This window comes from Stenotrophomonas bentonitica (assembly GCF_002887735.1).
Classification (GTDB): Bacteria; Pseudomonadota; Gammaproteobacteria; order Xanthomonadales; family Xanthomonadaceae; genus Stenotrophomonas; species Stenotrophomonas bentonitica_A.
This window is the reverse complement of sequence record NZ_PKQP01000005.1, coordinates 167,867-193,196: the sequence shown is the minus strand read 5'-3', so window position 1 is coordinate 193,196 and position 25,330 is coordinate 167,867. Positions and strand designations below refer to the sequence as shown.

Annotated in this window: 24 protein-coding genes; 4 read left to right on the top strand and 20 right to left on the bottom strand. The window is 61.3% G+C overall.

The features are described 5' to 3' along the window. Nucleotides 1–16: 16 nt before the first annotated feature. The gene (gene rfbB, locus C0R07_RS11730; RefSeq protein ID WP_019182579.1) at nucleotides 17–1,072 is read right to left on the bottom strand and encodes a dTDP-glucose 4,6-dehydratase; all 1,056 of its coding nucleotides are present in this window, start codon (nucleotides 1,070–1,072) and stop codon (nucleotides 17–19) included. 261 nt (nucleotides 1,073–1,333) lie between these two features. Here rfbB and C0R07_RS11725 point away from each other — a divergent pair, with 261 nt between their 5' ends. The 3 genes from C0R07_RS11725 (at nucleotide 1,334) to C0R07_RS11715 (ending at nucleotide 4,059) form a co-directional block, all read left to right on the top strand. Further along, complete coding sequence (locus tag C0R07_RS11725) at nucleotides 1,334–2,080, top strand: electron transfer flavoprotein subunit beta/FixA family protein (RefSeq protein ID WP_102788982.1); 747 nt, start codon at nucleotides 1,334–1,336, stop codon at nucleotides 2,078–2,080. After that, nucleotides 2,080–3,018 (top strand): electron transfer flavoprotein subunit alpha/FixB family protein, encoded by a 939-nt coding sequence (locus C0R07_RS11720; RefSeq protein ID WP_019182581.1) that lies wholly within the window; start codon nucleotides 2,080–2,082, stop codon nucleotides 3,016–3,018. Before C0R07_RS11725 ends, C0R07_RS11720 begins: the two co-directional genes overlap by 1 nt. 81 nt (nucleotides 3,019–3,099) lie before the next feature. After that, the gene (locus C0R07_RS11715; protein WP_254427828.1) at nucleotides 3,100–4,059 is read left to right on the top strand and encodes an acyltransferase family protein; all 960 of its coding nucleotides are present in this window, start codon (nucleotides 3,100–3,102) and stop codon (nucleotides 4,057–4,059) included. Between the two features lie 181 nt (nucleotides 4,060–4,240). On the opposite strand, the gene C0R07_RS19735 is transcribed toward C0R07_RS11715, so the two are convergent. From C0R07_RS19735 to C0R07_RS11650, 17 genes are all read right to left on the bottom strand, one after another. Further along, the gene (locus C0R07_RS19735; RefSeq protein ID WP_146027607.1) at nucleotides 4,241–4,762 is read right to left on the bottom strand and encodes a hypothetical protein; all 522 of its coding nucleotides are present in this window, start codon (nucleotides 4,760–4,762) and stop codon (nucleotides 4,241–4,243) included. After that, nucleotides 4,755–5,699, bottom strand: a complete 945-nt coding sequence (locus tag C0R07_RS11710; RefSeq protein WP_019182583.1) for a glycosyltransferase family 2 protein — start codon at nucleotides 5,697–5,699, stop codon at nucleotides 4,755–4,757. The genes C0R07_RS19735 and C0R07_RS11710 overlap by 8 nt, the downstream gene beginning before the upstream one ends. Beyond that, nucleotides 5,696–6,040, bottom strand: a complete 345-nt coding sequence (locus C0R07_RS11705) for a GtrA family protein (protein ID WP_019182584.1) — start codon at nucleotides 6,038–6,040, stop codon at nucleotides 5,696–5,698. The genes C0R07_RS11710 and C0R07_RS11705 overlap by 4 nt, the downstream gene beginning before the upstream one ends. 23 nt (nucleotides 6,041–6,063) lie before the next feature. Continuing rightward, nucleotides 6,064–7,371 (bottom strand): DUF6056 family protein, encoded by a 1,308-nt coding sequence (locus C0R07_RS19730; protein ID WP_146027606.1) that lies wholly within the window; start codon nucleotides 7,369–7,371, stop codon nucleotides 6,064–6,066. Beyond that, on the bottom strand, nucleotides 7,368–7,535 hold the full coding sequence (locus C0R07_RS19920; protein WP_157266834.1) for a hypothetical protein: 168 nt from the start codon (nucleotides 7,533–7,535) through the stop codon (nucleotides 7,368–7,370). Before C0R07_RS19920 ends, C0R07_RS19730 begins: the two co-directional genes overlap by 4 nt. A gap of 62 nt (nucleotides 7,536–7,597) precedes the next feature. Next, nucleotides 7,598–8,158, bottom strand: a complete 561-nt coding sequence (locus C0R07_RS19725; RefSeq protein WP_146027605.1) for a hypothetical protein — start codon at nucleotides 8,156–8,158, stop codon at nucleotides 7,598–7,600. 246 nt (nucleotides 8,159–8,404) lie between these two features. Beyond that, nucleotides 8,405–9,286 carry a class I SAM-dependent methyltransferase gene (locus C0R07_RS11700; protein WP_102788981.1) on the bottom strand — a complete coding sequence of 294 codons (882 nt, stop codon included), beginning with the start codon at nucleotides 9,284–9,286 and terminating at the stop codon, nucleotides 8,405–8,407. Between the two features lie 21 nt (nucleotides 9,287–9,307). Further along, a complete protein-coding gene (locus tag C0R07_RS11695; protein ID WP_102788980.1) occupies nucleotides 9,308–10,246 on the bottom strand; it encodes an NAD-dependent epimerase/dehydratase family protein in 939 nt (312 codons plus the stop codon). A gap of 4 nt (nucleotides 10,247–10,250) precedes the next feature. Further along, nucleotides 10,251–13,619, bottom strand: a complete 3,369-nt coding sequence (locus tag C0R07_RS11690) for a glycoside hydrolase family 99-like domain-containing protein (RefSeq protein WP_254427827.1) — start codon at nucleotides 13,617–13,619, stop codon at nucleotides 10,251–10,253. 4 nt (nucleotides 13,620–13,623) lie between these two features. Next, entirely contained in the window at nucleotides 13,624–15,135 is a 1,512-nt protein-coding gene (locus tag C0R07_RS11685) for a class I SAM-dependent methyltransferase (protein WP_102788978.1), read from the bottom strand. Nucleotides 15,136–15,171: 36 nt separating this feature from the next. Further along, a complete protein-coding gene (locus C0R07_RS11680; RefSeq protein ID WP_237740274.1) occupies nucleotides 15,172–16,620 on the bottom strand; it encodes an ABC transporter ATP-binding protein in 1,449 nt (482 codons plus the stop codon). After that, nucleotides 16,598–17,458 (bottom strand): ABC transporter permease, encoded by an 861-nt coding sequence (locus C0R07_RS11675; RefSeq protein ID WP_019182590.1) that lies wholly within the window; start codon nucleotides 17,456–17,458, stop codon nucleotides 16,598–16,600. The genes C0R07_RS11680 and C0R07_RS11675 overlap by 23 nt, the downstream gene beginning before the upstream one ends. Next, complete coding sequence (locus C0R07_RS11670; RefSeq protein ID WP_102788977.1) at nucleotides 17,455–18,636, bottom strand: cystathionine gamma-synthase; 1,182 nt, start codon at nucleotides 18,634–18,636, stop codon at nucleotides 17,455–17,457. Before C0R07_RS11670 ends, C0R07_RS11675 begins: the two co-directional genes overlap by 4 nt. A 119-nt stretch (nucleotides 18,637–18,755) precedes the next feature. Then, nucleotides 18,756–20,126: a pyridoxal-phosphate dependent enzyme gene (locus C0R07_RS11665; RefSeq protein WP_102788976.1), complete on the bottom strand. Its 1,371-nt coding sequence runs from the start codon at nucleotides 20,124–20,126 to the stop codon at nucleotides 18,756–18,758. Nucleotides 20,127–20,279: 153 nt separating this feature from the next. Next, nucleotides 20,280–20,498: a YdcH family protein gene (locus C0R07_RS11660; protein WP_019182593.1), complete on the bottom strand. Its 219-nt coding sequence runs from the start codon at nucleotides 20,496–20,498 to the stop codon at nucleotides 20,280–20,282. Nucleotides 20,499–20,860: 362 nt separating this feature from the next. Continuing rightward, nucleotides 20,861–21,742 carry a hypothetical protein gene (locus C0R07_RS11655; RefSeq protein WP_167390370.1) on the bottom strand — a complete coding sequence of 294 codons (882 nt, stop codon included), beginning with the start codon at nucleotides 21,740–21,742 and terminating at the stop codon, nucleotides 20,861–20,863. Between the two features lie 14 nt (nucleotides 21,743–21,756). Continuing rightward, the gene (locus tag C0R07_RS11650) at nucleotides 21,757–22,140 is read right to left on the bottom strand and encodes a DUF4398 domain-containing protein (protein WP_167390367.1); all 384 of its coding nucleotides are present in this window, start codon (nucleotides 22,138–22,140) and stop codon (nucleotides 21,757–21,759) included. 97 nt (nucleotides 22,141–22,237) lie between these two features. Between C0R07_RS11650 and C0R07_RS11645 the strand changes: the two genes are divergently transcribed. Next, nucleotides 22,238–23,365 (top strand): PilT/PilU family type 4a pilus ATPase, encoded by a 1,128-nt coding sequence (locus C0R07_RS11645; protein WP_046273783.1) that lies wholly within the window; start codon nucleotides 22,238–22,240, stop codon nucleotides 23,363–23,365. A gap of 95 nt (nucleotides 23,366–23,460) precedes the next feature. On the opposite strand, the gene maiA is transcribed toward C0R07_RS11645, so the two are convergent. Together maiA and C0R07_RS11635 are read right to left on the bottom strand one after the other, a co-directional pair. After that, nucleotides 23,461–24,114, bottom strand: coding sequence for a maleylacetoacetate isomerase (gene maiA / locus C0R07_RS11640; protein ID WP_019182598.1), 654 nt, complete (start codon nucleotides 24,112–24,114; stop codon nucleotides 23,461–23,463). A gap of 20 nt (nucleotides 24,115–24,134) precedes the next feature. Next, complete coding sequence (locus C0R07_RS11635; RefSeq protein ID WP_102788975.1) at nucleotides 24,135–25,124, bottom strand: fumarylacetoacetate hydrolase family protein; 990 nt, start codon at nucleotides 25,122–25,124, stop codon at nucleotides 24,135–24,137. Nucleotides 25,125–25,330: the final 206 nt, after the last annotated feature.

Genomic DNA, 25,330 nt, shown 5'->3' with positions numbered 1-25,330 from the left:
GGATGTCTTCCTTGATTCAGACTACGGTGCCGATGCGCTGCAAACGGTAACTGCCGTCGAGCACGCCGTTGACCCAGTCCTGATTGTCCAGATACCAGTCCACCGTGAAGCCGATGCCCTGCTCGAAGGTGTACTTCGGCTCCCAGCCCAGTTGGTCCTTCAACTTGGAGGCGTCGATCGCGTAGCGGCGGTCATGCCCCGGACGATCGGCGACGTAGGTGATCTGGCTGCTGCGCGGCTGGCCATCCTCGCGCGGGCGTCGCGCATCGAGCAGCGCGCAGATGGCGTGCACCACTTCGATATTCTCTTTTTCGGAGTTGCCGCCGACGTTGTAGGTCTCGCCCACCTGGCCCTTGGCCAGCACGGTGCGGATTGCTTCGCAGTGGTCGGACACGAACAGCCAGTCGCGCACCTGCTTGCCGTCGCCATACACCGGCAGTGGCTCCCCGGCCAGCGCCTTGGCGATCACCAGCGGGATCAGCTTCTCGGGGAAGTGATACGGGCCGTAGTTGTTGGAGCAGTTGGTGGTCAGCACCGGCAACCCGTAGGTGTGGTGGAACGCGCGCACCAGATGGTCCGAGGCCGCCTTGGACGCCGAGTACGGCGAGTTGGGGGCATACGGGGTGGTTTCGCTGAACTTGCCGGTCTCGCCGAGGGTGCCGTACACCTCATCCGTGGACACGTGCAGGAAGCGGAACGCCTGGCCCTTGTCGGCCGGCAGCGCCTTCCAGTAATCGCGCACGGCTTCAAGCAAGGCCAGGGTGCCGACCACGTTGGTCTGGATGAACGCGCCGGGGCCATCGATGGAGCGGTCCACGTGGCTCTCCGCAGCGAAGTTCAGCACGGCATCCGGCTGATGTTCGGCCAGCAGACGCGAGACCAGTGCACCATCGCCGATATCACCCTCGACGAAGACGTGATCCGGGTTTCCATCAAGCGACGAAAGCGTCTTCAGATTTCCCGCGTAGGTCAGCGCATCAAGGTTGATGACGCGCACCCCTTTAGCGACTGCCTCGAGGACAAAGTTACCGCCAATGAATCCGGCTCCGCCGGTGACAAGCCATGTGGGCACTACCCGTTCTCCTGTTCCGTATCCATGCTGAGGCGCGCATTACGGCCACCTGATTAGCTGCACAGGATACAACGGGACGTCGATTTCGACCCGTTTCGAGTTGAACGGACCCTTGCGGATGCCGCAGCGCAACATGGGCTCGCGCCACCATACGCATTCGCATGGTAGGCCCGGGCCAGTTAGAATCGCGATCCCACCCCCGAACCGGTTGCTGGGACGAAGAACCGGACGTTTCCCCGTTATTGAAGGATCCAGCTCCAGATGAAAATCCTCGTCGCGTACAAGCGCGTGGTGGACTACAACGTCCGCATTCAGGTCAAGCCGGACGGTTCCGGCGTGGTCACCGACGGCGTCAAGCTGTCCCCCAACCCGTTCGATGAAATCGCCCTGGAAGAAGCGCTGCGCCTGCGCGACAAGGGCATCGCCACCGAGGTCGTGGTTGCCACGATCGCACCGGCCGATGCCCAGGCGCACCTGCGCAACGGCCTGGCCATGGGCGCCAACCGCGCCATCCATGTCGTGACCGACCAGGCCATCCAGCCGCTGACCGCTGCGCGCGCCCTGCTCAAGCTGGTCGAGAAGGAACAGCCGGACCTGGTGATCCTGGGCAAGCAGGCCATCGATGACGATGCCAACCAGACCGGCCAGATGCTGGCCACGCTGTGGGGCCGCCCGCAGGCGACCTTCGCCAGCAAGCTGCACATCGCCGACGGCAAGGCCACGGTCACCCGTGAAGTCGATGCCGGCCTGGAAACGCTGGAAGTCGACCTGCCGGCCGTGGTCACCACCGATCTGCGCCTGAACGAGCCGCGCTTCATCAAGCTGCCGGACATCATGAAGGCCAAGGCCAAGCCGCTGGAGACCCTGCAGCTGGCCGACCTCGGCGTGGATGCCGCTGATACCTTCAAGACCACCCAGTACGCCGCGCCGGTCAAGCGCAGCAAGGGCGTGATGGTCAAGGACGCGGCCGAACTGGTCGCCGCACTCAAGCAGAAGGGGTTGCTGTAATGACCAAGATCCTCGTTGTCGCTGAACACCACGATGGCAAGCTCAATGCCGCCACCGCCAAGACCGTCAGTGCGGCCGCCGCGATCAGCGGCGCCAGCATTGATGTGCTGGTGCTGGCCGCCGATCCGGCCGCCGTGGCTGCCGAGGCCGCCCAGCTGGCCGGCGTCGCCAAGGTGCTGACCGTGACCAACGCCGCCAATGCCCAGGCGCTGGCCCAGGTGCTGGCCCCGCAGATCGCGCAGCTGGCCACCGGCTACACCCACGTATTCGGCCCCTCGACCACCTTCGGCAAGGACCTGATGCCGTGCGTGGCCGCCCTGCTGGGCGTCAACCAGGTCTCCGACCTGATGACCGTCGAAGGCAGCCACAGCTTCAAGCGCCCGATCTACGCCGGCAACGCCATCATCACCGTGGAGGTGCCGGCCGACCAGATCGTGGTCGCGACCGTGCGTGCGGCCTCCTGGCCGGAAGCGGCCAAGGGCGGCAGCGCTGCTGTGGAAGCGGTCAGCGTGGATGCGGCCCTGCCGACCCACACCCGCTTCGTCGGCCTGGCCGCTGGCGCGACCGACCGCCCGGATCTGCAGAGCGCCAAGCGCGTGGTCTCCGGCGGCCGTGGCGTCGGCTCGGAAGAGAACTTCAAGATCATCTTCCAGCTGGCCGACAAGCTCGGCGCCGCCGTCGGCGCCTCGCGTGCGGCGGTCGATGCCGGCTACGTGCCCAGCGACCTGCAGGTTGGCCAGACCGGCAAGATCATCTCGCCGGAGCTGTATGTGGCCGTGGGCATCAGCGGCGCGATCCAGCACCTGACCGGGATCAAGGATGCTGGTACGATCGTCGCCATTAATAAGGATCCGGATTCGCCGATCTTTGAGATCGCCGATATTGGTCTGATAGGGGACTTGTTCACACTGCTGCCGGAACTAGAGAAGGCGTTGTAGGCCTTTCAGCACCTGAAGAAGGGAGAGGCGGGCCGTGTATTCGTACCGGCCCGCTCCACATTAGCACTGGTGCTATTTGATATGAGTGATCAAACGCAGGGTCGTATTCACGGTCCGGACGTGGTCCGCGGGCTCGCGGCGCTGGGCGTAGTACTGTTTCACGTTCTCTATCTTTCCGGCATTCCCGTCCACGAGGGCGCCGCAGCGCTGACTGGACGGATGGACTTTTTCGTTCGCGTGTTCTTTGTATTGAGCGCGTTCGCAATTGCAAACGCCTACTACAATCGAATGGGGAATGCCGATTCAGTGCGCGCATTCTACTTGAAGCGTTTCTTCCGAATCGCGCCCCTGTTCTACTTTATGGCGCTGATAGGTGTCATTTTTCGCTTGGCAATGGCGCAACCAATGCCGGCACTATTTGACTTCATGCTTTCCGGAACGTTTCTGTTCACCTTAGTACCGGGGAAACAAAGTGGATTGGTCGGCGGCGGATGGTCAATCGGCATCGAGTGGCTTTTCTACTTTCTGTTCCCGATGATGCTTGCACTTATCCGCAACATCCCAAGTGCCGTTATTGCATGGATCATTCTATGTCCGATCGCCATTCTGGGCAAAACCTACTATCAACAGAGCTTCGATAGCCAGCTTGGTGAGTTCGGCGCACTATACCTTCTTTCGCACGCCCACTACTTCGTGCTCGGCTTCCTTATTCTGCATCTAACCAATGCAGGACTGCCCCTTGCCAAGAGCAATCAGCAACGTCAACTCTGTGGCCTCGCATTTACAGCAACTCTCGCAACAACACTCTACGCACTTCGGCACCCCAACCTGCTTCCCGAAGAGATCCTGCTTTCCATCGCCGCCCCCTTGATGGTGGCGCTCTCGATTGCCGGCTTCCCATCTTGGCTGGACAATCGCTTTACACGATGGCTTGGACTCATAAGCTACAGCACCTGTCTTGTTCAGTTTCCGATCATCGAGTACTGCAAAGATCCGGAATCTACGAAGCCATTTACAGATCAATTGGGCGTAACGACCTAGCGTTCATTGCTGGCGTCTTGCTCACCCTGGCTTGCGTGATACTGGTAGCCGGGCTTACATACCGGTACATAGAAGTGCCAGGACAAAATCTCTATAAACGACTTCGCCGGGAAAAGATTGCACCTGACGCAGTTGCGTGACTATTCAATGCAACCTTTGCAGTTACTTGCGCGTGCGGGCATCAGGATTTTTGCAGCTCGAATACATTGGCGCAGGTGAATGCACCGCGCTTTGGCGCAACAGTGTAACGGCCAGGTGCCAAATTGGAGATATCCGCATTCACTTGAAAGCCGGCCCTTGCTAGACCTGGTTTTCCAAGTGCTTGAGCTACATCATCCCGCCCAGCCACAGCCTGCGCAGGGAACTCGATCTCTTCAACAGGCTCACTGCCTTGAATGCGCACGAGCCTGACTGAAGGCTTCCCTACGAGCTCGCCAGAGACATTTAAGCTGCCCGCAACCCAGCCTTCAATCAGAATTCGACGCGACGAACTTCTTTCACCGACCGACGCTGGACGCCCATCCACCCTCTCTACGTTGCAATCCTCTAACAACGCGGCTGAGGGAGAGGGGTCAGTCATTCCACCGGCCCCCACCAGCGCGGCAGGAACAGTGGCTTCGGGAACGCGCTCGGCGCATGCGGAAACTGCGGCGGCGCAACTCACCACCATTGCCATCAACGAAAATCGCAATCGATTACTCACCTAAGTTCTCCGAGTTGCTCGTGAAGCGACTGCGTACGATGTAGCGCGGACGACGCTTAACCTCTGAGTAGATGCGCCCTATGTACTCTCCTAGCACTCCGATACCTATCAGCTGAACCGCTCCCAGGAAGAGAATAGCGGCGAACAGAGATGAGTAGCCTGGAACGGGGTTTCCGTAGATCACCTTGACCATGACGATCCAAACCGCGTAAATAATGGAAAACGCACCAATGGTGCTGCCAATATAAGTCCAGACGCGTAACGGCGCACTACTGAAAGACGTGATTCCTTCAAGCGCGAAGTTCCAGAGTTTCCAGCCATTGAACTTCGACACGCCAACCGATCTTGCAGGGCGTGAATAGTCCACTATTTCTGTTCGGAAGCCCACCCAACTAAGCAATCCCTTCATGAAAAGCCGGTTCTCGGGGAGGCGCTTGATCGCATCCACAACAGGCCGCGACATAAGACGGAAATCGCCGACATTAGCTTCCACCGGGCTGTCAGAGATTGCGTTAATGATGCGATAGAAGTAACTGGCGCTATTTCGTTTCAAGAACCCGTCATTTCCGCGATCAACCCGGCGCGCCAAAACAACTTGGGCTCCACTCTCATACTTCTCGATCATTGCAGGCAGCAGCTCCAATGGATCTTGCAAATCCACATCCATTGGAATCACAACGTCGCCAGTCGCAGCCTCTATACCAGCAAGGAGTGCAGGCTCCTTTCCAAAGTTTCTTGAGAAGTTTATCAAAATAATCCGCGGGTCACGGATTGCAAGATCAGCGATCACAGCTTCGGTCTGATCTCGACTGCCATCATTGACGAAGATGATCTCTAAACTATGCGCCTCCAAACCCGGAATCGCCTGCAACTCTCTATGAAATATGGGGGCGGCCTCCTCCTCATTGAAGACGGGCACGACAAGGCTAATTTTCAACGGACCTCCCTAAACACCACGAACCTGGCGACCAGAAACCCTGCCGCCAAACTAAATACAGAAAATGAGATCAATGTCAAGACAGGGTGCAAGCCAATATGATCCGCCAGCCTACCCACCACATAACTGAGAGCACCCATGGAAACAACCATCGTTAAGTATCTGCTTAGACTGGGTTTAACGCGGAACGTCCACCTAGCATTGATAAAGAATGAAAACGTGACTGCAACAACGAATGCAACGAGATTCGCCAGCGCCTGAGAGCTTCCGACCAGCAGCATCAACCCGAACACACTCCAATGAATAAGCGTGTTCAATCCGCCGGTCACGGCATACCGCATCAACTCTTTAATCGACCTGCAAGTCATTGCACCGTTACTCTGCAACGATAGTACCCGCTTACGTACGCCGGATTGGCGACATACCATTGCTCTCGATTATTTAGATACTTGTATGGGTACTGACGATCAGTGTGACCAACGACTATTCCACTGTTGCAGCGATCAGTTCGCCCGATAATGCGTATGTATGCATCCCGCTCGTCGAGACTGCGGGCGAAATCCACATACGCCATATGCGCCTGAAACGGAAACCACAGGCTCGAGATAGATAGCAGCGCCAACACTGTGCGCGCTGCAGGACGAATGTCGAGCCTTACAGCGGCAGCGATTACAAACATGAACCACAGTGCCCACGGCACAATGAAAGCACGGGGCTCTGTATATGGCGCGGCCACGACTGTTGCGACGGTCAGAACTGAGACTGACCAGCCCAGCACAACTTGCTGCCTCCACTGATGGACGCGCCACAGATACACACTTGAAGCCAACGCGGCCAATATCAAGTATCCACTTGTCCCAAACAACTGGGCGGCTACATTTTTCGCGCGCATTGCGTAATGCATGACACTGGGATCGCCAGGATACATAAGGGCGTATGCTGCGCGTCGAATTCCAGTAGATGGCGCGAGCATCAGTGAAGCCCAAGTGATGGCGAGCGCTACAATCGGGAGCATCGTCCTGAATGTCCAATATTGACGACCACGCAAGAGCAACACGAGCCCAAGTGAAGCACCGAGGGCAGGCGGTACATTCTCAAATGAAACGCCAACCAGCGCGGCAAGGCACAGCGCCGATACGAATTTAAGTCCTGACTGTTTCAGACCATCTATCGCATTCGGCGTCCTGTACATAAGAAGCAGAATTACCACAAGAATCATCGGCTGGAAGTAGGCGCTCTGCGCTGTTATCCAGAAAAACACCTCATAGCTAGGCCAAAACAACCATATCAGCGCAAGTGCGTAGATCACAGATCGACTGAACGAACTCGACTGTCCTTCATCACGAGACCAAATTCCGACAAGTCCAGCGTAGATTACAAATGACAGGATTGACGCAAATACATAGTAAATCCTTGGAACACTCAGCCAAAAAATCGCAAGCTGCTCACCCAAACGGGCATTCCACTGTGTTATTTGGACAAATGAGCGCTCACCCATCCAGTGCAGCCTATCGTAAGCACTCGCCCCGAGCATCTCTCGGGTCAGCGCAAAGTCCTCACCATTCAGAGGCGCGACCATTGCAGTGGCGATGTATACCACCACACCAACAACGGCGACAAAGAGCGCAACGATCGGCAGGGAAACATCTATGGCTCGAGCGGTCGTGTTCACTGCTCTTCCAAGCCATGAATTGACTGGACCGTCGAAAACGGGTCGCATCCGAATTCATCATGCAACGCAGGTAGTGCCTTCATCCGACAATCCAACGCAATGACTGAAACAGCCGCCTCCAAAGTTCCACCGAATGGCGCGCCGCGGGTGTTTGCAATCTTCATTCAAAGGTCCTGCCTGAAATTACCGCCCATTGCAGCTGCAATGGGTGGCTGAATAGAAAGCGTCAGATTTTGAGACGACGCCCGTTATCGCAGTAAGAATTGGCACCGTCCGCCAGGAGCACGCGATATACGCCGTTCGGCAGCGAAGATACGTCAACGCTAATGCTGAAACCAGAATGCAGCAATTCAGCATCACCAGTGTGCGCGGCGACATCAGGTCGGTCAACGTTGTAGGAAATCGGAAGACTCCATACACGCTCGTTGAGCATCAACAGTAGATTTGGCTCGGCTGGCACACCGGCCCCGCCATTTCTCCCGAGCCACCCACCGAGAACCACGCTGTTCTTATCAGCGGGAGTGTAATCAGGCTCACTTGCAAATGCAGTGCTATCCAGCGCCTCCAAATTACAATTATTGAATGAAGCGCGAGTAACTTGTCGCTGGGCTTCATTGAACTCTACGGGCGCTTGGCCGATGGAAGGCTTCGCTGCGGGCGCAGGCGACGCGTCGGCTACCGATTGTGGTGCGTTCTCGACTTGCGTCTCATTGCTACAGCCGACCAAAGAGAGAGAGAGACACAGCACACTTGTGACGATGCCCGGGTAAGAAATTTTTCTTTTCATCGAATTATTCTCGAGATGTTTGATAAATCAGGGTTCTGGCTTGGACGCACGCTTCGCTGAAGCCGACTTGAGGAACATGGAAAGATCAGCTTCATACAAAACCCGTCCGATACAAATACTTACTCACTGCACCGTGAAGCTCACTCCGGCCACATTGATCCACGGGTGCGACATAAACCTTGCGCTTCAGTTGGGCGTGATATCGCAACCATCAGCTCCCGGCCTGACCGCACCCCCGAAACAGGCTCAGGCAGCCTTTGTTGCGCGGATGACCGTGGGTAGCATAAGGAAGTCGTCCCCATAACGGTAGTTGTTTGTTACGAATCCTGCGAAGGGGTCATAACAACACCCGAACGCGATCTTGGAGAATCCGGCCCGGCCCAGAAGATCGGCGAAATCGGCACCAAAGTTGTAGAACGTGTAGATGCCTTCGGGCCGTAGCCCGTCACCATGGAGTTCCGTGGGGAGCAGTTCCAGCAAGGCGCCCTGCTCATCCAGACGCCCCCTGACAAGCGTCGAAGGGAGCCAAGGGAACCATGGCATGGTGAACAGGGCAGTGCCCCCGTCGACCAGCACCCGATGGCATTCCTGGAGGCCTGCCAGCGCATCGGGCACGTGCTCCAGCACGTCGTTGTGCAGGATGCCATCAAGCGACTGGTCGGCGAAGGACATACGCTGCATGTCCTGATGGAAGGCCCGGCGATGGCCGCCCTCGTTGTCGGGGAATTCGTAAGTCTGTCCACTGCGTGCAGAGGAATCATGGAACTCGGACAGCTGGATTCCCGGCCACGCCGCCTCGGCGTAGCGCGCAAGCGGTGAAAAGGCCTCCAACAGCGCAAGGCGGCTACCGTGCGGGAACGCTCTGCGGGCCGCAAGGTACAGCTGGCGCGACCGGGAGTTCAGCCCGCAGGACTGGCACACCAATCCCTCTCGAAGATTGACATCTTCCCCGAACAACGCGCCGCCGTTCACCTGGAGCAGGCAAACGCGCTCGCAATGCACACAGTAGCCGTCAATGGCAGCGCCTGCGGCGATTCCGGCGTCGATTACCCGCATCGTTCCAAGTGAATCTGCAACGGCATCCGTCAGTGCGTCAACGGTGTCGAACCACGTCGATTGCGGATACATGGCGATCTCCCTGAGAGGGGCTCATCCATCCATTCCGGCTTGGTGAGCCTCATGAGCCTTCATCGCCCGCCAAGTCCGTTGAATGCCGGCATGGATGTCAGTATGAGGTGTCCACCCGAGCTCTCTGCAGGCCAGAGTGACGTCGAGGACAACCTCACGCACGTCGAAGGCGCGTCCATCTTGGTACGCTGCCGGCAGTTCACTACCAGTCACCTGCCGGATACAGGCGCACAGCTCGTTGAGACTGATGCCCTTGCCCGACCCGGCATTGAACACCGCATTGCGTCCTGAATCACACGCGCGCAGCGTGAGGTCGATCAGGTCATCAATGAAGATGTAGTCACGAATGGTCTCCCCACCCCCCCAGATCTGGACCCCTTCGCCGGCGAGTGCCTTTCCCAGGAACACAGCCACTGCCCCCTGGATGCCGCCAGTGGCCTGACCAGGGCCATACGGGTTGGAAGGGCGGATGACCACAGGATCCAGCCAGCCCTGGCGTTCAAACACCGCCAGGTAGTGCTCGATTGCAACCTTGACGATCCCATACGACGAAATGGGACGCAGCGGATGGGTTTCCGGCACCGGCACGACGTCCGGATTCCCATACACCGTGCCCCCCGATGAGAAATAGCAGAACCGACGGATCCCGCGGCTCCGCATCGCGGCAAGCAGATGATGCGTACCGGCCAAGTTGCCCTGGATGTCCGCCAGTGGATCGGCATCGGCCGTACTGGGAACCGTGCAGCTGGCCAGGTGGTAGACGGCGTCGACACCGGACAGCACCTGATCGAGTGCCGCTGCATCATGGAAATTGCCGACGTGATAGGTAACCCCGCTCCAGTCCATGTCGGGCCGCGCCGGATATCGATCCAGCACGACCACCTCATCCCCACGTGAACGCAGCGCGCTCACCAGTCGCGAACCGATGAAACCATTACCGCCGATAACCAGCACGCTCATGGCATTACTCCGCATCCACCGGGGCGTTGCGCAGCCCGAAATGGGTGCGCAGCTTGTCTTCGTAGCTCGCCGCCGCTGCACGGGTGGCGGCACTGAGGGGGAACAAACGCTGTGCGTGGGCATGCAGGCTGCGAATCTCGTCCAGATGCCCTTGCGCCTTGGAGCCCAAGGTCACGCTATTGCCATGCCGGCGGTGCTGGTTGAGCGACTCGGCATTGAAGCTCAGGCCCCCCTCACGCAGCAGCAACAGGTAGACCAGCCAGTCACCGGCAATCCGATACTGGGTGATTTCCTCGATATGCGACTGCATGACCTGCAACAGCGGCTCCCGACGGAACAGAACAGCACTGACGTTGGGCAGCGTGTTCTTCACCGCCAGGCCAGCCTCGACCTCTTCGGCGCCCATCGCGGAGTAGCTGGCCCGCCAGCGGTCCCGGGAAAGATCGTTGGTGTACTCCAGGTAGTCGCCCGCCATGACTTCCGCAAATTCATCGATCTGCTCGGACTGGGAGTAGGCGAGTACCGAGCGCGGATTGGATTCCAGCAGGTCAACCAGCGAACGCAGGAAACCGGGTTTGGAGAGGTCATCGGCCTCTGCGATCCAGACGTACTCGCCCCGGGCCAGGCTCACGCCCTTCATCCACTGCCGGAACACCGAGCCGCTGTTATCAGTCGACGCCTCAAGCCGCGGCTCGGGATCAAGCTGGGGCCACAGACGCTCGAGCTCTTCCATGCTGCCATCGGAGGAAGCATCGTCGAGGATGATCACCTCATACAGCGGGAAGTCCTGCCCATACACCGAGGCCAGACGCTCTTCGAGGTAATGGGCATAGTTGTAGTTGGGGACGATGACCGAAACGCGGGGAATCCGGTGCCCAGCCAGATCGAGCAGGTCGAGCAGGTAACTGCGGAAAGAGAACTCGGCATTGACAAGGCGACGACCGGCCGCGCCTGTGGTGGAGCGCAGGCCCGGATCGTCCATCAGACGCGCGAGCGCGGCACCATAGGCAGTTGCATCCAGGGGAGGCACCACGAGTCCCGCCTGGTGCTGCGCAACGAGGTCGGCGCCACCGCCGGTTCCAGCGAACGCCACCACCGGCAACTCGACAGACAACGCTTCCAGCACGACGGAGGGGAACGGATCTTCCCTTGATGCCAGTGCATAGACATCGGCGCCCGCGTAATAGTCGTCCGTGTCGAAATCCAGGCCCGCGAAGTGGAACCGCTCCAGCATGCCATGACGACGCAGCACCTTCTCGGCTGCCTCGCACGCCGCTTCTTCGCGATGTCCCACCCAGACAACATGAACATCGGGGCGCTGCGAAAATGCGCTGGCAACGGCCTCTGCAAGCAGATCCACACCCTTGCGTGCGTCGGCGTAGCCCACCGAGAGCACCAGACGGTCGGCAGGCTTGAGCCCCAGCCGCTGGCGTATCGCCAACCTGGCCGCGCTCCGATCGCGGCGGCCGCGATGCCGGTTGGCAGCAAACAAGCCCTGCGGCAGTTTGACGACCTTCGAATTGCCCGCTTCGTCAAGGAACGGCTGCAATCCGTCCCTTACCGCGTCGGAGGCCACCACGATGCGGCGGGCCACGCTCGAGATATCGGCCAATGCCGGTTCCAGACCGTAGCTCTTGATGACCCCGGGAAGCTCATGGATCAACGAAACGACTGGAAGACCGGCATCACTGAGCGCCTTGACGACCCGCCCACTGACCGCGGTATTGGCCAGTACCGAGCGCACACCCAACTGGCGCAGTTCCTGGGCCAACATGCGCGGGTCACCGTCACCGAGCAGGTGCACGGTTGCGCATTCGGCGAACTGATCGCGCAGGCGCCCGTCCTCGAGCAGGATGACATGGACATCCAGACCAAGACCGGACGCCAGCTTCCTGGCCATGTTCAGCGCCAGATATTGCGCGCCATGGGGGTGCGCGTCATGCGAGATCAGCGCGATGCGCGGTCGGTCCGTTCCCGCCGTGACGTTGCGTGTTGCCTGGAGGAACGCATAGCCATAATGGCGGTCCGGCTCAAGGTGCGCGCCCTCCGCCCATTCGTTCCAGGCGTTGATGAAGACAACGCTTTCGCCGCGCACAGGCTTGGCCAGCGCGAACTCACCGGCAGACTCCAGCCAGCGCTGGTACTCGCTGGGCGAGGAATGCGCGAACGTGTAGCCACGACCCGGCTTGCGGGCCTCGTTGTCCCATCGAGGAGTGACGCCCTTGAACAGCGGGTAGTCTTCATCAGGCCAGGTCCTGGAGCGCTCGGCCATCTCGCGATAATCGACGACATAACCTTCATATCGCGGATTGGCGATCTCCAACGTATGGTTGATGCTCGACAGACCACGCGCGACTTTATGCGGCGGAAATTCCAGCGCCGCGTCAAAGCCATAGGTGCGCGGATCGTCCACGTCAAACTGGACCATCGCGATGAACAGCTCGCCCAGACCCTGCTCGCGTGCGTACGTCCTCCACACCTCCAGCGACTTGCGCGCATCCGGAAGCAGTGATGGACGGTAGATGATCAGCAATGGCCGGCCGTCAATGCGGATGTAGCGCGCATCGGACAGGTACGGCATCGCGTCCCGGATGAACGCAATATCATTGTCGGCGGTGTAGTTCTGACCGATGAGCACGTCGTTCTCGTGCCCATCCCAGCGGCGGGTCCAGTTCTCATTGGCCCAGCAGATGCAGAACGGCAGGTCGATTTCCGGGTGCGCAAGCAACTGGTCAACCGGACGTTCCATCAGGCGATGGCCGGAGAACCAGTAATGATGGAAACAAAAGCCGTGTACACCGTAGAGCTTGGCCAGCTCAGCCTGACGCTGCATGACATCCATCAGGCGCAGGTCATAGAAGCCCAGCTCTCCAGGCAGGTGCGGCTGGCGATGACCCTGGAATTGGGGTACGGCCTTGCTGACGTTGGTCCACTCCGTAAAACCACGACCCCACCACGCATCGTTCTCATCGAATGGATGGAACTGCGGCAGATAGAAGGCGATCGTTTTGAATCGGAGGCTGGCCGGCGGTTGCAGCGAAGTCGGCAATTCAACGTATTCAGGCCCGCGCACGCCAGAGGCCGTATCAAAACCATCCGCATAGATACGCGAGACGGCGGACACCTTCACCGTTTCGGCGACGATCGCGGCCGTGGCCGCAGGCGGCGACTGCGCGCCACCGGTGGCCACCGCGAACTCCTGCCCGGCGCCGAAGGTCTTCCAACGACGGTATGCGTTGGTACCGGAAAAAACGACACCGAAATTCCGAAACAGGAAATCCTTCAGTGCGAGCCGTGTATTCCAACCCGGCACCGCCATATAAATACGGCGCGCAGCTGCCCCCAGTTTTCCCGCTTTCTGATCCTTTTGCATCGTTTTACAGGTGCCTCCTGGCACTTCCAGACAATTTCCTCAGCCACCCAGTGTAACGCCAACTCCGGGATGCCTTGAGCAGTTCCACGTCCCTTTCGCGATGTTCACTGATGATGCGTTGTTCGGTGACCGCCAACTGCAGCTGCTGAACGTCGCGCTGGGCCAGATCGCGCTGGGCGTTTGCAGCTGCCAGGTCAGAGCGCAGCGATGAAATCTCATTGCGCAGGGTCTCGGATTCACCGCGCAATGCCCCGGCGGCGGTGATGTGGCCCAGAACCATTTCCTGCGACTCGGCCAACATGCGCTCAAGCGAGCGGACGCGCTCCTCGGTGGCGATCGCCTCTGAAAGCTGCTGACGCACCTCGGCCAACTGCGACCGGAACTGCCCGATGTCCGATGATTGGCTGCTGGTGGCTTCGGCAAGCAACGCGCGGTTCTGGTCGAAGGCGCTTTGCAGGCTCTCAAACCGACGTTCCTGGACGAGCCGATCATGGCTACCCTCGCGGCGCACATCATCCACCAGCGAGCCCAGGACGGACAACGACGACAGCACTTCGTTGCGGCTGTCGCGCAGACTCTCGATCTCTGCCATGTGCGCCTCGCGGGTCCGGCGCAGCTCATCCTCGGCCTCCGTCAGAACGGCGGCCTTGTGGTCCTCGTGCTGCTCCAGCTCACCCTTCAGCGCGGTGATCTCCGCACGCAGACGTAGCAGCTCCACGTCGCCCTGCTGCACTCGCTCGGGCAGGTGCACCCCGTAGAAAGTGGCGGCGTCGAGCTCGTGAACCTTCAGCTCGAAAAATGTGGACAGCTGCTGCGGCAGTGCACCGTCACTGGCAATGACCAGGTCATAAAGAGGACGGCTCAGGCCATGAGACCATTCGCTGGTTTCGGGCCCGGTGACTTGGATGGAATCAAACGCAGCGGCGCCATCTGCCACCAACAACGACCCATGGACCACACGCTGCGAATAGACCTCCTGCTGCGGAAAATAGCGCCCGACCAATTCCACCAACTCGTGGCGGAAAAGCTCTTTGACATGGTACGGGTTTGAATAGCCCGTCTCGATTGAGTAATACTGCTTGTTCGGGCTGGACATGATCATCAATCCACCGGGCCGCAGCACCCGCCGGATTTCAGAGAGCATCTCCTCATGCTGATCGTGGTGCTCGATTGTTTCGAAGCTGACCACCACGTCCAACGAGTCGTCGGCGAGCGGCAACAATGCGGCCGATGCCTCGACAAAGCGCAGATGGTCCGAACCGTACCTTAGTGACGCGTGCTCGACGGCTTCGGCAGAAATATCGATGCCGATAACAGATGTCGCCACCGTGGACAGGATCTGACTGCCGTAGCCCTCACCGCAGGCCACGTCCAACACCTGCTTGCCTGCGCAGAACCTGGCAGCAAAGTGATACCGGTGCAGATGCTCAAATGCGATCTGGCCCGCAACCTCGGGCATGAACCGTTCGCCGGTAAATGCCAGATCCTCTGTGTGCTCTTCAACCTGGGTTGCCATGGGACACCTCGATACGTGAATGCGGTTAAGCCCGGATCACCCGGAAACGAAATCTTCCTGCTCGACTACCAAACGAACGCGCTGCATGGGCGCGCCGAACAGGCCCAGGCAGATGCCACGCGCATGAACATGGAAGGCGAGCGCATCATGCAGCCAGTGGTGCTGGACATGGTGCTCCTGATTGCCATCGGCGATGGCCGCACTCATTGTGTAGTCCCCCTCGCGAAGGACCGGCATACGGAAGTCGAATGACGCCGTCAGCAACTGCCCCGCGTCGGCAGCGGGCGGAACGTCCAGTGAGGCGACAAAGGTATTGTCCGCAAATAACGTCTGCCCAAGCCGGTCATAAACTTCGAACCCGATGATCGGCGAAACCAACGGTTGATTGACACGACAACGAATCTGCAGCCGCACCGGCTCACCGCCCACCACCCACGAGAGCGGATTGCCGTCGCTATCCACGAACGCGGCCGACTGGACCTGTGCCCCGCCCTGCCCGAATCCCTTGTCCGAGTTGAACTCGAAAACACGGATCTCGTGGCGATGCTCGCTGGCGTTGATCAGATCCTGGCGGAAATCCCGGGGTGCCATGCCGTCATGGTTCGCATCGACAGCACTGACAACGCTCGCAGCACCCATCGACAGGGGATCGGCCATGACCGACTCAACTGCAGCAACCGACTCCGGTGCAGGACCCGCATTGATCATCTCGACCGCATAGAGATCTTCAAGATACTTGGCAGTGACTTCCTTGGGTGGGCCGTCGGCCACCACCTTTCCATGGGAAAGCCAGACCACGCGGTCGCACAGGTTGATTACTGCGGCAGTGTCATGCGATACAAACACGACAGTGCCGTTCTGCATGAACGTGCGCAGGAAGCGCATGCATTTCTGGACGAAGAAGGCATCGCCGACGCTCAATGCCTCATCAATCACCAGAATGTCCGCGTCGACGTGGGCAATGACCGCAAAAGCGAGGCGGACGAACATGCCGCTGGAGTAGGTCTTGACCGGCTGATCGATGAAATCCCCGATGTCGGCGAATTCCACGATGGAATCGTACTTGCTGCGCAACTGCTCGTCTGACAACCCGAGAAGGGCGCCATTGAAGAAGACATTCTCGCGCCCGGTGAAATCCGGATTGAAACCGGCACCAAGCTCAAGTAGTGGGGCCACCCGGCCATCCACCAGAATCTGTCCTTCCGACGGAGAAAGTGTTCCGCTGAGCAGCTGCAGCAAGGTGGACTTACCCGACCCATTCCGGCCGATGATGCCGACCGTTTCACCCTTGCGGATTTCGAAGGAAACGTCCTGGAGCGCGCTGAAGCGGCGACTGTAGGACCTTCCGTCACGCCCAACGGCACGCGCTGCACGCGAGAACAGCGCCTCCTTCAAGCGATCCTGCGGCGAGCCGTAGACCTGATAGTGCTTGGAGACACCGGCGACCTTGAGTACGACTGGATCAGATGACATCAGCGAATCCATCCCTCGATTTCTGGAAGAAGGCATAGCCGGCTACGGCCATGACCAAGCCGATCAAAATGCCTACACCAAAATAGGCAGGAGACGGAATGTCTCCAAACATCAGCACTTTGCGGGCAGCCTCCAACACCCAGGTCAGTGGATTGGCCTGGATCAGCGGACGATAATGCGCGGGAATCGAATCAAGCGCATAGAAAACCGGCGACAGGAAGAGCAACAGCGTTGCCAGCGTGCCGGTGATCTGCGCGACATCGCGGAAATAGACGCCGATCGCGGCCAGAAACCATGAAATCCCTAAACAGCCCAGCAGCAGCGGAAGCATCACCAGCGGGAACAGGATCGCCGTCCAAGGCAGGGGTACGCCCATGCAAAGCTGCGCGATGGTCAGCACCATCCAGCTGATGAACGCATGGAACACGGCGGAACCGAGGGTCACCCATGCATACACTTCGAGGGGGAACACCACTTTTTTCACATAGTTCGGGTTGCCAGTGATCAGCACCGGCGATCGGTTGATGCATTCAGCGACAACGCCATGCACGATCAGGCCTGAGAACAGAATCAGAGCAAAACCGCCGCTGGTGTCGAAATCCTTCCACTTGGCCTTGAAAACGATTGAGAAAACGAAGGTGTAGAGCACCAGCATGATCAGCGGCGTGATGAACGACCATGCGAGACCGGCGAACGAGCCCCGGTAGCGACCCACAATCTCACGCTGGATGAGGCGAAAGATGAGCTGACGGTGCTCGATCGGCGAGCGCAGGAAACCGGCCAGCGGCCGACGACGCGACGCGGCGTAGGGAACGAGTCCCGGCGCGTTCTTGTCCAGACCACTGCTCACGCCAACGCCCCTTCCAGATCCACCTGGAGATCACCCAGGTCTTCCACGCCCACGCTCAGCCGCACCAGCGCATCACTGATGCCCAGCTTTTCCCGGCGTTCCACCGGAATCGAAGCATGCGTCATCACCGCAGGATGGTTGACCAGGCTTTCCACGCCCCCCAGCGACTCGGCCAGGGTGAACAGTTCGGTCTTCTCGCAGAAACGCTTGGCCGCCTCGAAACCGCCCTTGATCACGATCGAAACAATGCCGCCGTAGCCGTTCATCTGGCGGGTCGCCAGCTCGTGTTGCGGGTGCGAAGTCAGGCCGGGATAGATGACCTTCTCCACGGCCGGGTGCTTTTCCAGCCACTGGGCCAGGGCCAGGGCGTTGGCGCAGTGCGCCTTCATGCGCAGCGGCAGGGTCTTCAGGCCACGCAGGGCCAGGAAGCTGTCGAACGGCCCCTGCACGGCGCCGATGGAGTTCTGCAGGAAGGCCATCTGCTCGGCCAGTTCGGCGTTGTCACCGACCACCACCATGCCGCCGACCATGTCCGAGTGCCCGTTGAGGTACTTGGTGGCCGAGTGCAGGACCAGATCCGCGCCCTGCTCCAGCGGGCGCTGCAGCATCGGCGAGGCGAAGGTGTTGTCGACCACCACCAGCAGGTTGTGGCGCTTGGCGATCGCAGCGACTGCGGCGATGTCCACGATCTTCAGCATCGGGTTGGTCGGGGTCTCGATCCAGACCATCTTCGTCTGCGGGGTGATCGAGGCCTCGAACGCGGCCAGGTCGGTCAGGTCGACGAAGCTGAACTGCAGGCCGGCAGTGCGCTTACGCACGCGCTCGAACAGGCGGAAGGTGCCGCCATAGATATCGTCCATCGCCACCACGTGGCTGCCGGCATCCAGCAGCTCCATCACCGTGGAGCTGGCGGCCATGCCCGAGGCGAACGCGTAACCGCGGCTACCGCCTTCCAGGGAGGCCACGCAACGTTCGTAGGCGAAGCGGGTGGGATTGTGGGTACGCGAGTACTCGAAGCCCTGGTGCTCGCCGGGGCTGGACTGGGCGTAGGTGGAGGTCGCATAGATCGGCGGCATCACCGCGCCGGTGCTCGGATCCGGCGATTGGCCGCCGTGGATGGCCAGGGTAGCCAGGGCGAGCGAGCGGTCGCCGTGCCCGGAAGAAGCGTGATCGGACATGTTGTTTCCCAGCAAGAGGAGCCCCCATGGGGGGCCCCGCAAAAGGAGCGGAAGTCTATCAGCGGTGGCTTAATCGGCCGTTGACGCGGATAAACATGGGTTCATTGCGACACAGACGCTTACTGTACGCGCCGGCGCAGGTAGTTCAGCAGGTCGATGCGGGTGATCAGGCCGAGGAAGTTGGCGCCATCCATGACGATGGCGACCTGGCCACGGTCGAACACCGGCAGCAGGGCCTCGATCGGGGATTTCACGTCCAGGCGGTCCAGCTTGCTGACCATCGCGGTGGCGACCGGGTCGCGGAAGCGGGCTTCGTCGCCGTAGACATGCAGCAGGACGTCGCTTTCATCCACGATGCCGACCAACTGGTCGCCGTCCATCACCGGCAGCTGCGACACGTCGTACAGCTTCATGCGCTGGTAGGCGGTGGTCAGCAGATCGTTCGGGCCGATCACCACGGTATCGCGCTGGCCGTACGGGCGCAGGATCAGGTCGCGCAGGTCGCCGGACTGCGGACGCTCCAGGAAGCCGTTGTCCAGCATCCAGTAGTCGTTGTACATCTTGGACAGGTACTTGTTGCCGGTGTCGCAGACCAGCACCAGCACCTTCTTCGGGGTGGTCTGCTCTTTGCAGTACTTCAGCGCCGCGGCCAGCAGGGTACCGGTGGACGAGCCGCCGAGGATGCCTTCCTTGCCCAGCAGCTCGCGCGCGGTATGGAAGCTCTCGGCATCGCTGATCGCGTAGGCCTTGGTGACGCGGCTGAAATCGGCGATCGAGGGCAGGAAGTCCTCGCCGATGCCTTCCACCAGCCAGCTGCCCGACTTGTCGTTGAGCACGCCGTCATTGATGTACTCGGCGAGGATCGAGCCGACCGGGTCGGCCAGGACCAGTTCGGTCTTCGGCGAGAGGGTGGAGAAGGCGCGCGACAGGCCGGTCATGGTGCCGGAGCTGCCACAGCCGAACACGATCGCGTCCAGGTCGCCGTCCATCTGCGCCAGGATTTCCGGGCCGGTGCCGAACTCATGCGCGGCCGGGTTGTCCGGGTTGCCGAACTGGTTGATGAAGTACGCGCCGGGGGTTTCCTCGGCCACGCGCTTGGCCATGTCCTGGTAGTACTCGGGGTGCCCCTTGGCCACATCCGAACGGGTCAGGCGCACTTCGGCGCCCATCGCCTTGAGGTTGAAGATCTTCTCGCGGCTCATCTTGTCCGGCACGACCAGGATCAGCTTGTAGCCCTTCTGCTGGGCGACCAGCGCCAGGCCCAGGCCGGTGTTGCCGGCGGTGCCCTCGACCAGGGTCGCGCCCGGCTTGAGGTCGCCACGCTGCTCGGCGGCTTCGATCATCGACAGGCCGATGCGGTCCTTGATCGATCCTCCGGGATTGGCACTCTCGAGCTTCAGGTAAAGCTCGCAGACACCGGTATCCAGGCGCTGGGCCTTGACGATCGGGGTCTGGCCAATGAGTTCGAGTACGGAGGAGTGGATTGCCATCGGTTCACATCGATTCGCGCCGCAATGCGGCCGGACCGGTGATTATCCGACGGTTGGCGGCGAAAGTCAGGTTGCCGCGTTCATCAAGCGGCGCGGACGGCACCGGTCGACGAGGAGACCGGAACCGCCCGCGACGTAGGGCAGCAAGGGGGGTCAGTGCACGGGGGAGGCGTACATCCGTTCCAGTTTCTGCTTGGCCAGCAGCTTTTCACGCTTCATCTGTCCCAGGGTGAGGCTGTCTATCGGAAGCACACCCAGCTCGGCATCCATGCACTTCTTGTTCAACTTCTGGTGCCGTTCGTAGAGCGCCTTGAATTCAGGATCCTGCTTGCGCCGTGCGTCGATATCGCTCTGGGGCTGACCTTCAAACATGATGAACCTCCTATCGCTTCTGTAGAAACAAGAACGCCCCGGCCTGACGGCACGGGGCGCTGCTTGGGGCGGAGTGCCGGACAACCCTGACCTGCGAACCCGCAGCGGCGGCCAGTAGAGACTGGACCTCGGACTGCTGTGATTCGTGGCGCTGGTGCATTGCCGGCCCTCCAATCGTCCAGGCCGCGGAAGGCGACCCGGACAACTGACCCTACGCTTGCTTCGGGGCCGGTTCAACCCTTTCAAACGATATCGTCGACCCCGCCTAAGCGGGGTTCAGGCTGAACGCGCAGAACAACGAAAATTAAACAAAAACAACCAGTTGCGTCATGACCCCTGCGCGACGCAGCACCGGTCCGGCATCAGGGCGCGATGATGACCTCGGCCGAGCGGGCCTTGGTCGCGGCGGCCTTCTTGCCGCTGACCTGCAACCGGCTGGCACTGACACCAGCCGCCACGAGCGCATCGCGCAGGGCCTCGGCGCGCTGCTGGCCGACACCGGCCGCGGCGTCGTACGCCTCGATCCGGACCCGGCCCTTCTTGCCGATGTTCAGGTACTCGGCCAAGGCCTTGGCCTGGCCCTTGGCACCGCCGGACAGGCTGCCCTTGCCGGCCGCGAAAGCATCGCCGTTGAAGGTGAACACTTCGCCGCGGCTGTCGAACTTGGAGCCCGGCAGCTTGCTGCCCGCCACCAGCTCGGCTTCCTCACGGGCCAGCTTGGCCGCGTTCTGCTGGGCGGCGCTCAGTCGCGCGGTCTGCTTGCCAGCCACGCTGGTCAGCGCGGTTTCGGCATCCTGGCGGGCCAGCGCTTCCTGCTCGGCCGCCTGGCGCAGGCGCTCGCTTTCCTCGGCCTGGATCTGGGCCTGCACGCGCAGGCGCTCGGCTTCCTGGCGGGCACGCTGGGCATCGCGGCGGCTGGCTTCGATCAGCAGCTCGCTGCGGGTGCGTTCAAGCTGATCCACCTCACGCTGGGCCAGCGCGGCACGGACACTGGTCTCGGCGATCTCGACCCGGCGCTCGGCCAGGTAACGGGCCTGGTCCTGGTCGCGGCGCTTGGCCTTGGCCAGATCGGCCACGGCCTGCTGGGCCTGCAAGCGCTCGAAGGCGGCCAGCTGGGCCGCATCCGGGTTGGACTGGATCGCCATCAGACGCTGGGTCAGCTGGGCCACGGCCGGGTCATCGGCGGCCTGGACCATCAGCGGCAGGCTGAGGCTGGCGGCCAGCAGCAGGCAGGGCATGCGCATCTTGGTGGACATCATCAGCGATCTTCCCCGGTGGCCAACTGGCGCTGCAGCTGGCTGACTTCATTGCGGCGCAGCTGCAGCTGCGCGGTGGCGGTGGCTTCTTCGCTGCGGGCGCGGGCCAGGTCGGCATCGACCGTGGCGCGAACGGCCAGTATCGGCGCGTTCTTGCGCTCGCGGCGGTCGCCAGCGGCACGCTGGGCCTGCTCCAGGCCCTGGCGGGCCACGGCGATCAGGTCCGGGGCGTACTGGTCGGCATCGGCCTGGGTGGCCTTGTCGACCGCCTGCTGGGCCTGCATCAGCTCCAGGGCGCCATCCTGCGCTTGTGCGGCACCAGAGAGCGCGAATGCGCACACCGTCACATACAGGGCCCGTCGTATTTGTGCGAAGCTAGGTTTCATTGGGGGTGCCGTCGCCAGAGTTGTGTGCGCGGCCATTGTCGGAAGCCTGCGGTGCGCTTGCAATGGCAAGCCGCTGATTGTTGGGGAAACATTTCGCATGGATATCGGCTATTTCCTGAAGCTGATGACCGAAAAGAACGCGTCGGACATGTTCTTGACGACCGGAGCACCGGTATACATCAAGATCGAGGGGAAACTCTATCCGCTGGGCAATACCGGGCTGCCGCCCGGGATGGTCAAGAAGATCGCCTACTCGTTGATGGATGAGGGCCAGGCCCCGCAGTTCGAGCGCGAGCTCGAGCTCAACATGGCCATTGCCCTGCCCGACGCCGGGCGCTTCCGCGTCAACGTGTTCAAGCAGCGCGGCGAGGTCGGCATGGTGATCCGCGCGATCCGCAGCAAGATCCCCAGCATCGAAGAACTCAACCTGCCCCAGGTCCTGAAGGACGTCATCATGACCCCGCGCGGGCTGGTGCTGGTGGTCGGCTCGACCGGCTCGGGCAAGTCGACCTCGCTGGCCTCGATGATCGACCACCGCAACAGCACCACGACCGGGCACATCCTCACCATCGAGGACCCGATCGAGTACCTGCACAAACACAAGATGTCGATCGTGAACCAGCGCGAGGTCGGGCTGGACACGCACACCTTCCACGACGCGTTGAAGAACGCGATGCGTGAAGCGCCCGACGTGATCCTGATCGGCGAGATCCTGGATGCGGAAACCATGGAGGCGGCCATCGCGTTCGCTGAAACCGGGCACCTGTGCCTGGCCACCCTGCACTCCAACAACGCCGACCAGACCATCGAGCGCATCCTCAACTTCTTCCCCGAGAGCGCGCACCGCAACGTGCTGATGAACCTCTCGCTGAACCTGCGTGCGGTCGTCTCCCAGCGCCTGGTCAAGGGCAAGGACGGGCGCCGCCTGCCGGCCACCGAAGTGCTGATCAACACGCCGATGATCCGCGACCTGCTGCGCCGCGGCCAGGTGCACGAGATCAAGGCGGCGATGGAGGCCTCGCTGGAAGAAGGCATGGAGAGCTTCGACCAGTGCCTGTTCCGGATGGCCAAGAACGGCATCATCGAGCAGGAGGAGGCGCTGCGCGCGGCCGACTCGCGCGATGGCCTGGCGTTGAAATTCCGGCTGTCCGAAGGCGGCAGCGAACACGATCCGTACGCGGATTACTCGGCTGCCTCCGCACCGGCGATCACGCACGGGTTCTAGCGGTTCCCCACCGTTGGTGGGGGCATCTGACACGGCGCATCGACCAACGGTCGATGCCTACCCGTCTCCCCGCGTCGATCTGTCGATGCCCACCGTCATCCTGCGTCGATCTGATGCTCCGGCCTGGCTGCATCGAATGCCGGCAGGGCCAGGCACGCGGCTTCGATCCGCTGCAGCGTCGGGTACGGCGCCAGATCCAGCCCGAACCGGTGCGCGTTGTACAGCTGCGGCACCAGGCAGGCATCGGCCAGGCCGGGCTGGTCGCCCTGGCAGAACGTGCCCGTCCTGGCATCGCCGGCCAACAGCGTTTCCATCGCCGCGAACCCCTCCGCCATCCAGTGCAGCGTCCACTGGGTGCGCGCCTCGGCGCTGGCCTGCAGCGTGCGCTCCAGATACTGCATCACCCGCAGGTTGTTGAGCGGGTGGATGTCGCAGGCCACCAGCTGCGCCAGCGCACGCACCCGTGCCCTGCCCTCCGCATCGGCGGGCAGCAACGGCGGGGCCGGAAACACCTCGTCCAGATACTCCAGGATCGCCATCGACTGCTGCAGCACGCGCTCGCCATGGCGCAGGGTCGGCACCAGCTCCTGCGGGTTGAGCGCGGCATAGGCCGCGCCGTGCTGCTCGCCCCCCTCGCGGACCAGGTGCACCGGGGTGATCCGGTGCGGCAGGCCCTTGAGATTCAGCCCGATGCGCACGCGGTAGGCTGCGCTGGAGCGCCAGTAACTGAACAGCTCGATCGGTTCCATGGCGGTCTCCCGGCCGTTGCTCAGGGCTTGGCCGCCTGCTCGATGCGCTGTTCGATCGCACCGAAGATGCTCTCGCCGGCCGCGTCGAACATCTCGATCCGCACCACATCGCCGAAGGACATGAACGGCGTGCTCGGCTTGCCGTCGCGCAGGGTTTCCACCGTGCGCTGCTCGGCGAAGCAGGAGGCGCCCTTGCTGGTGTCTTCGTTGGCGATGGTGCCCGAACCGACGATCGCACCGGCGCCCAGCGGGCGGGTCTTGGCGGCGTGCGCGACCAGCTGGGCGAAGTTGAACTGCATGTCCACGCCGGCTTCCGGCGCGCCGAACCATTCCCCATTGATATGGGTGAGCAGCGGCAGGTGGACCTTGCTGTCCTGCCAGGCGTCACCCAGCTCATCGGGGGTGACGAACACCGGTGACAGCGCCGAGCGCGGCTTGGACTGCAGGAAACCGAAGCCCTTGGCCAGCTCGCCCGGGATCAGGTTGCGCAGCGAGACATCGTTGACCAGGCCGATCAGCTGGATATGGCCGGCAGCCTGCTCCGGCGTCACCGCCATCGGCACGTCGTCGGTGATCACCACCAGCTCGGCTTCCAGATCGATGCCGTACACCTCGCTGATCACCTTGACCGCGTCGCGCGGGCCGTAAAAACCGGCACTGGTGGCCTGGTACATCAGCGGGTCGGTATAGAAGCTCTCCGGCACTTCGGCGCCACGGGCGCGGCGCACGCGGGCCACGTGCGGCAGGTAGGCGCTGCCATCGACGAATTCATAGGCACGCGGCAGCGGCGCAGCCAGCGCCTGCAGGTCGATATCGAACACGCCGTCGGCGTCACCGTCGTTCAGCGATTCGTACAGGGCATTCAGGCGCGGGGCCAGGTGGCTCCAGTCTTCCAGGGCCTGCTGCAGGGTCGCGGCGATGCCGGTGGCGCGCACGCCCTGGCGCAGATCGCGCGAGACCACGATCAGGGTGCCGTCGCGGCCGCCTTCCTTCAAAGAACCAAGCTTCATGGGTGGATATCCGGGATCGCGAAAATAGGTTTCAAGTGTAATCAAATGCTTGGCGGACCGACCAGCTGCACCGCCGCATCGCCTTACCGTAATGCATTGCCTACGCGCAGGAGCAGCCCCGCATGGCGTGGCTCTACCGTTCCGCCCTCCTCCTCCCAAACTGAACAGGGGGGTTTGGTATGGGTCTCAAACATCCGTTAGACTAT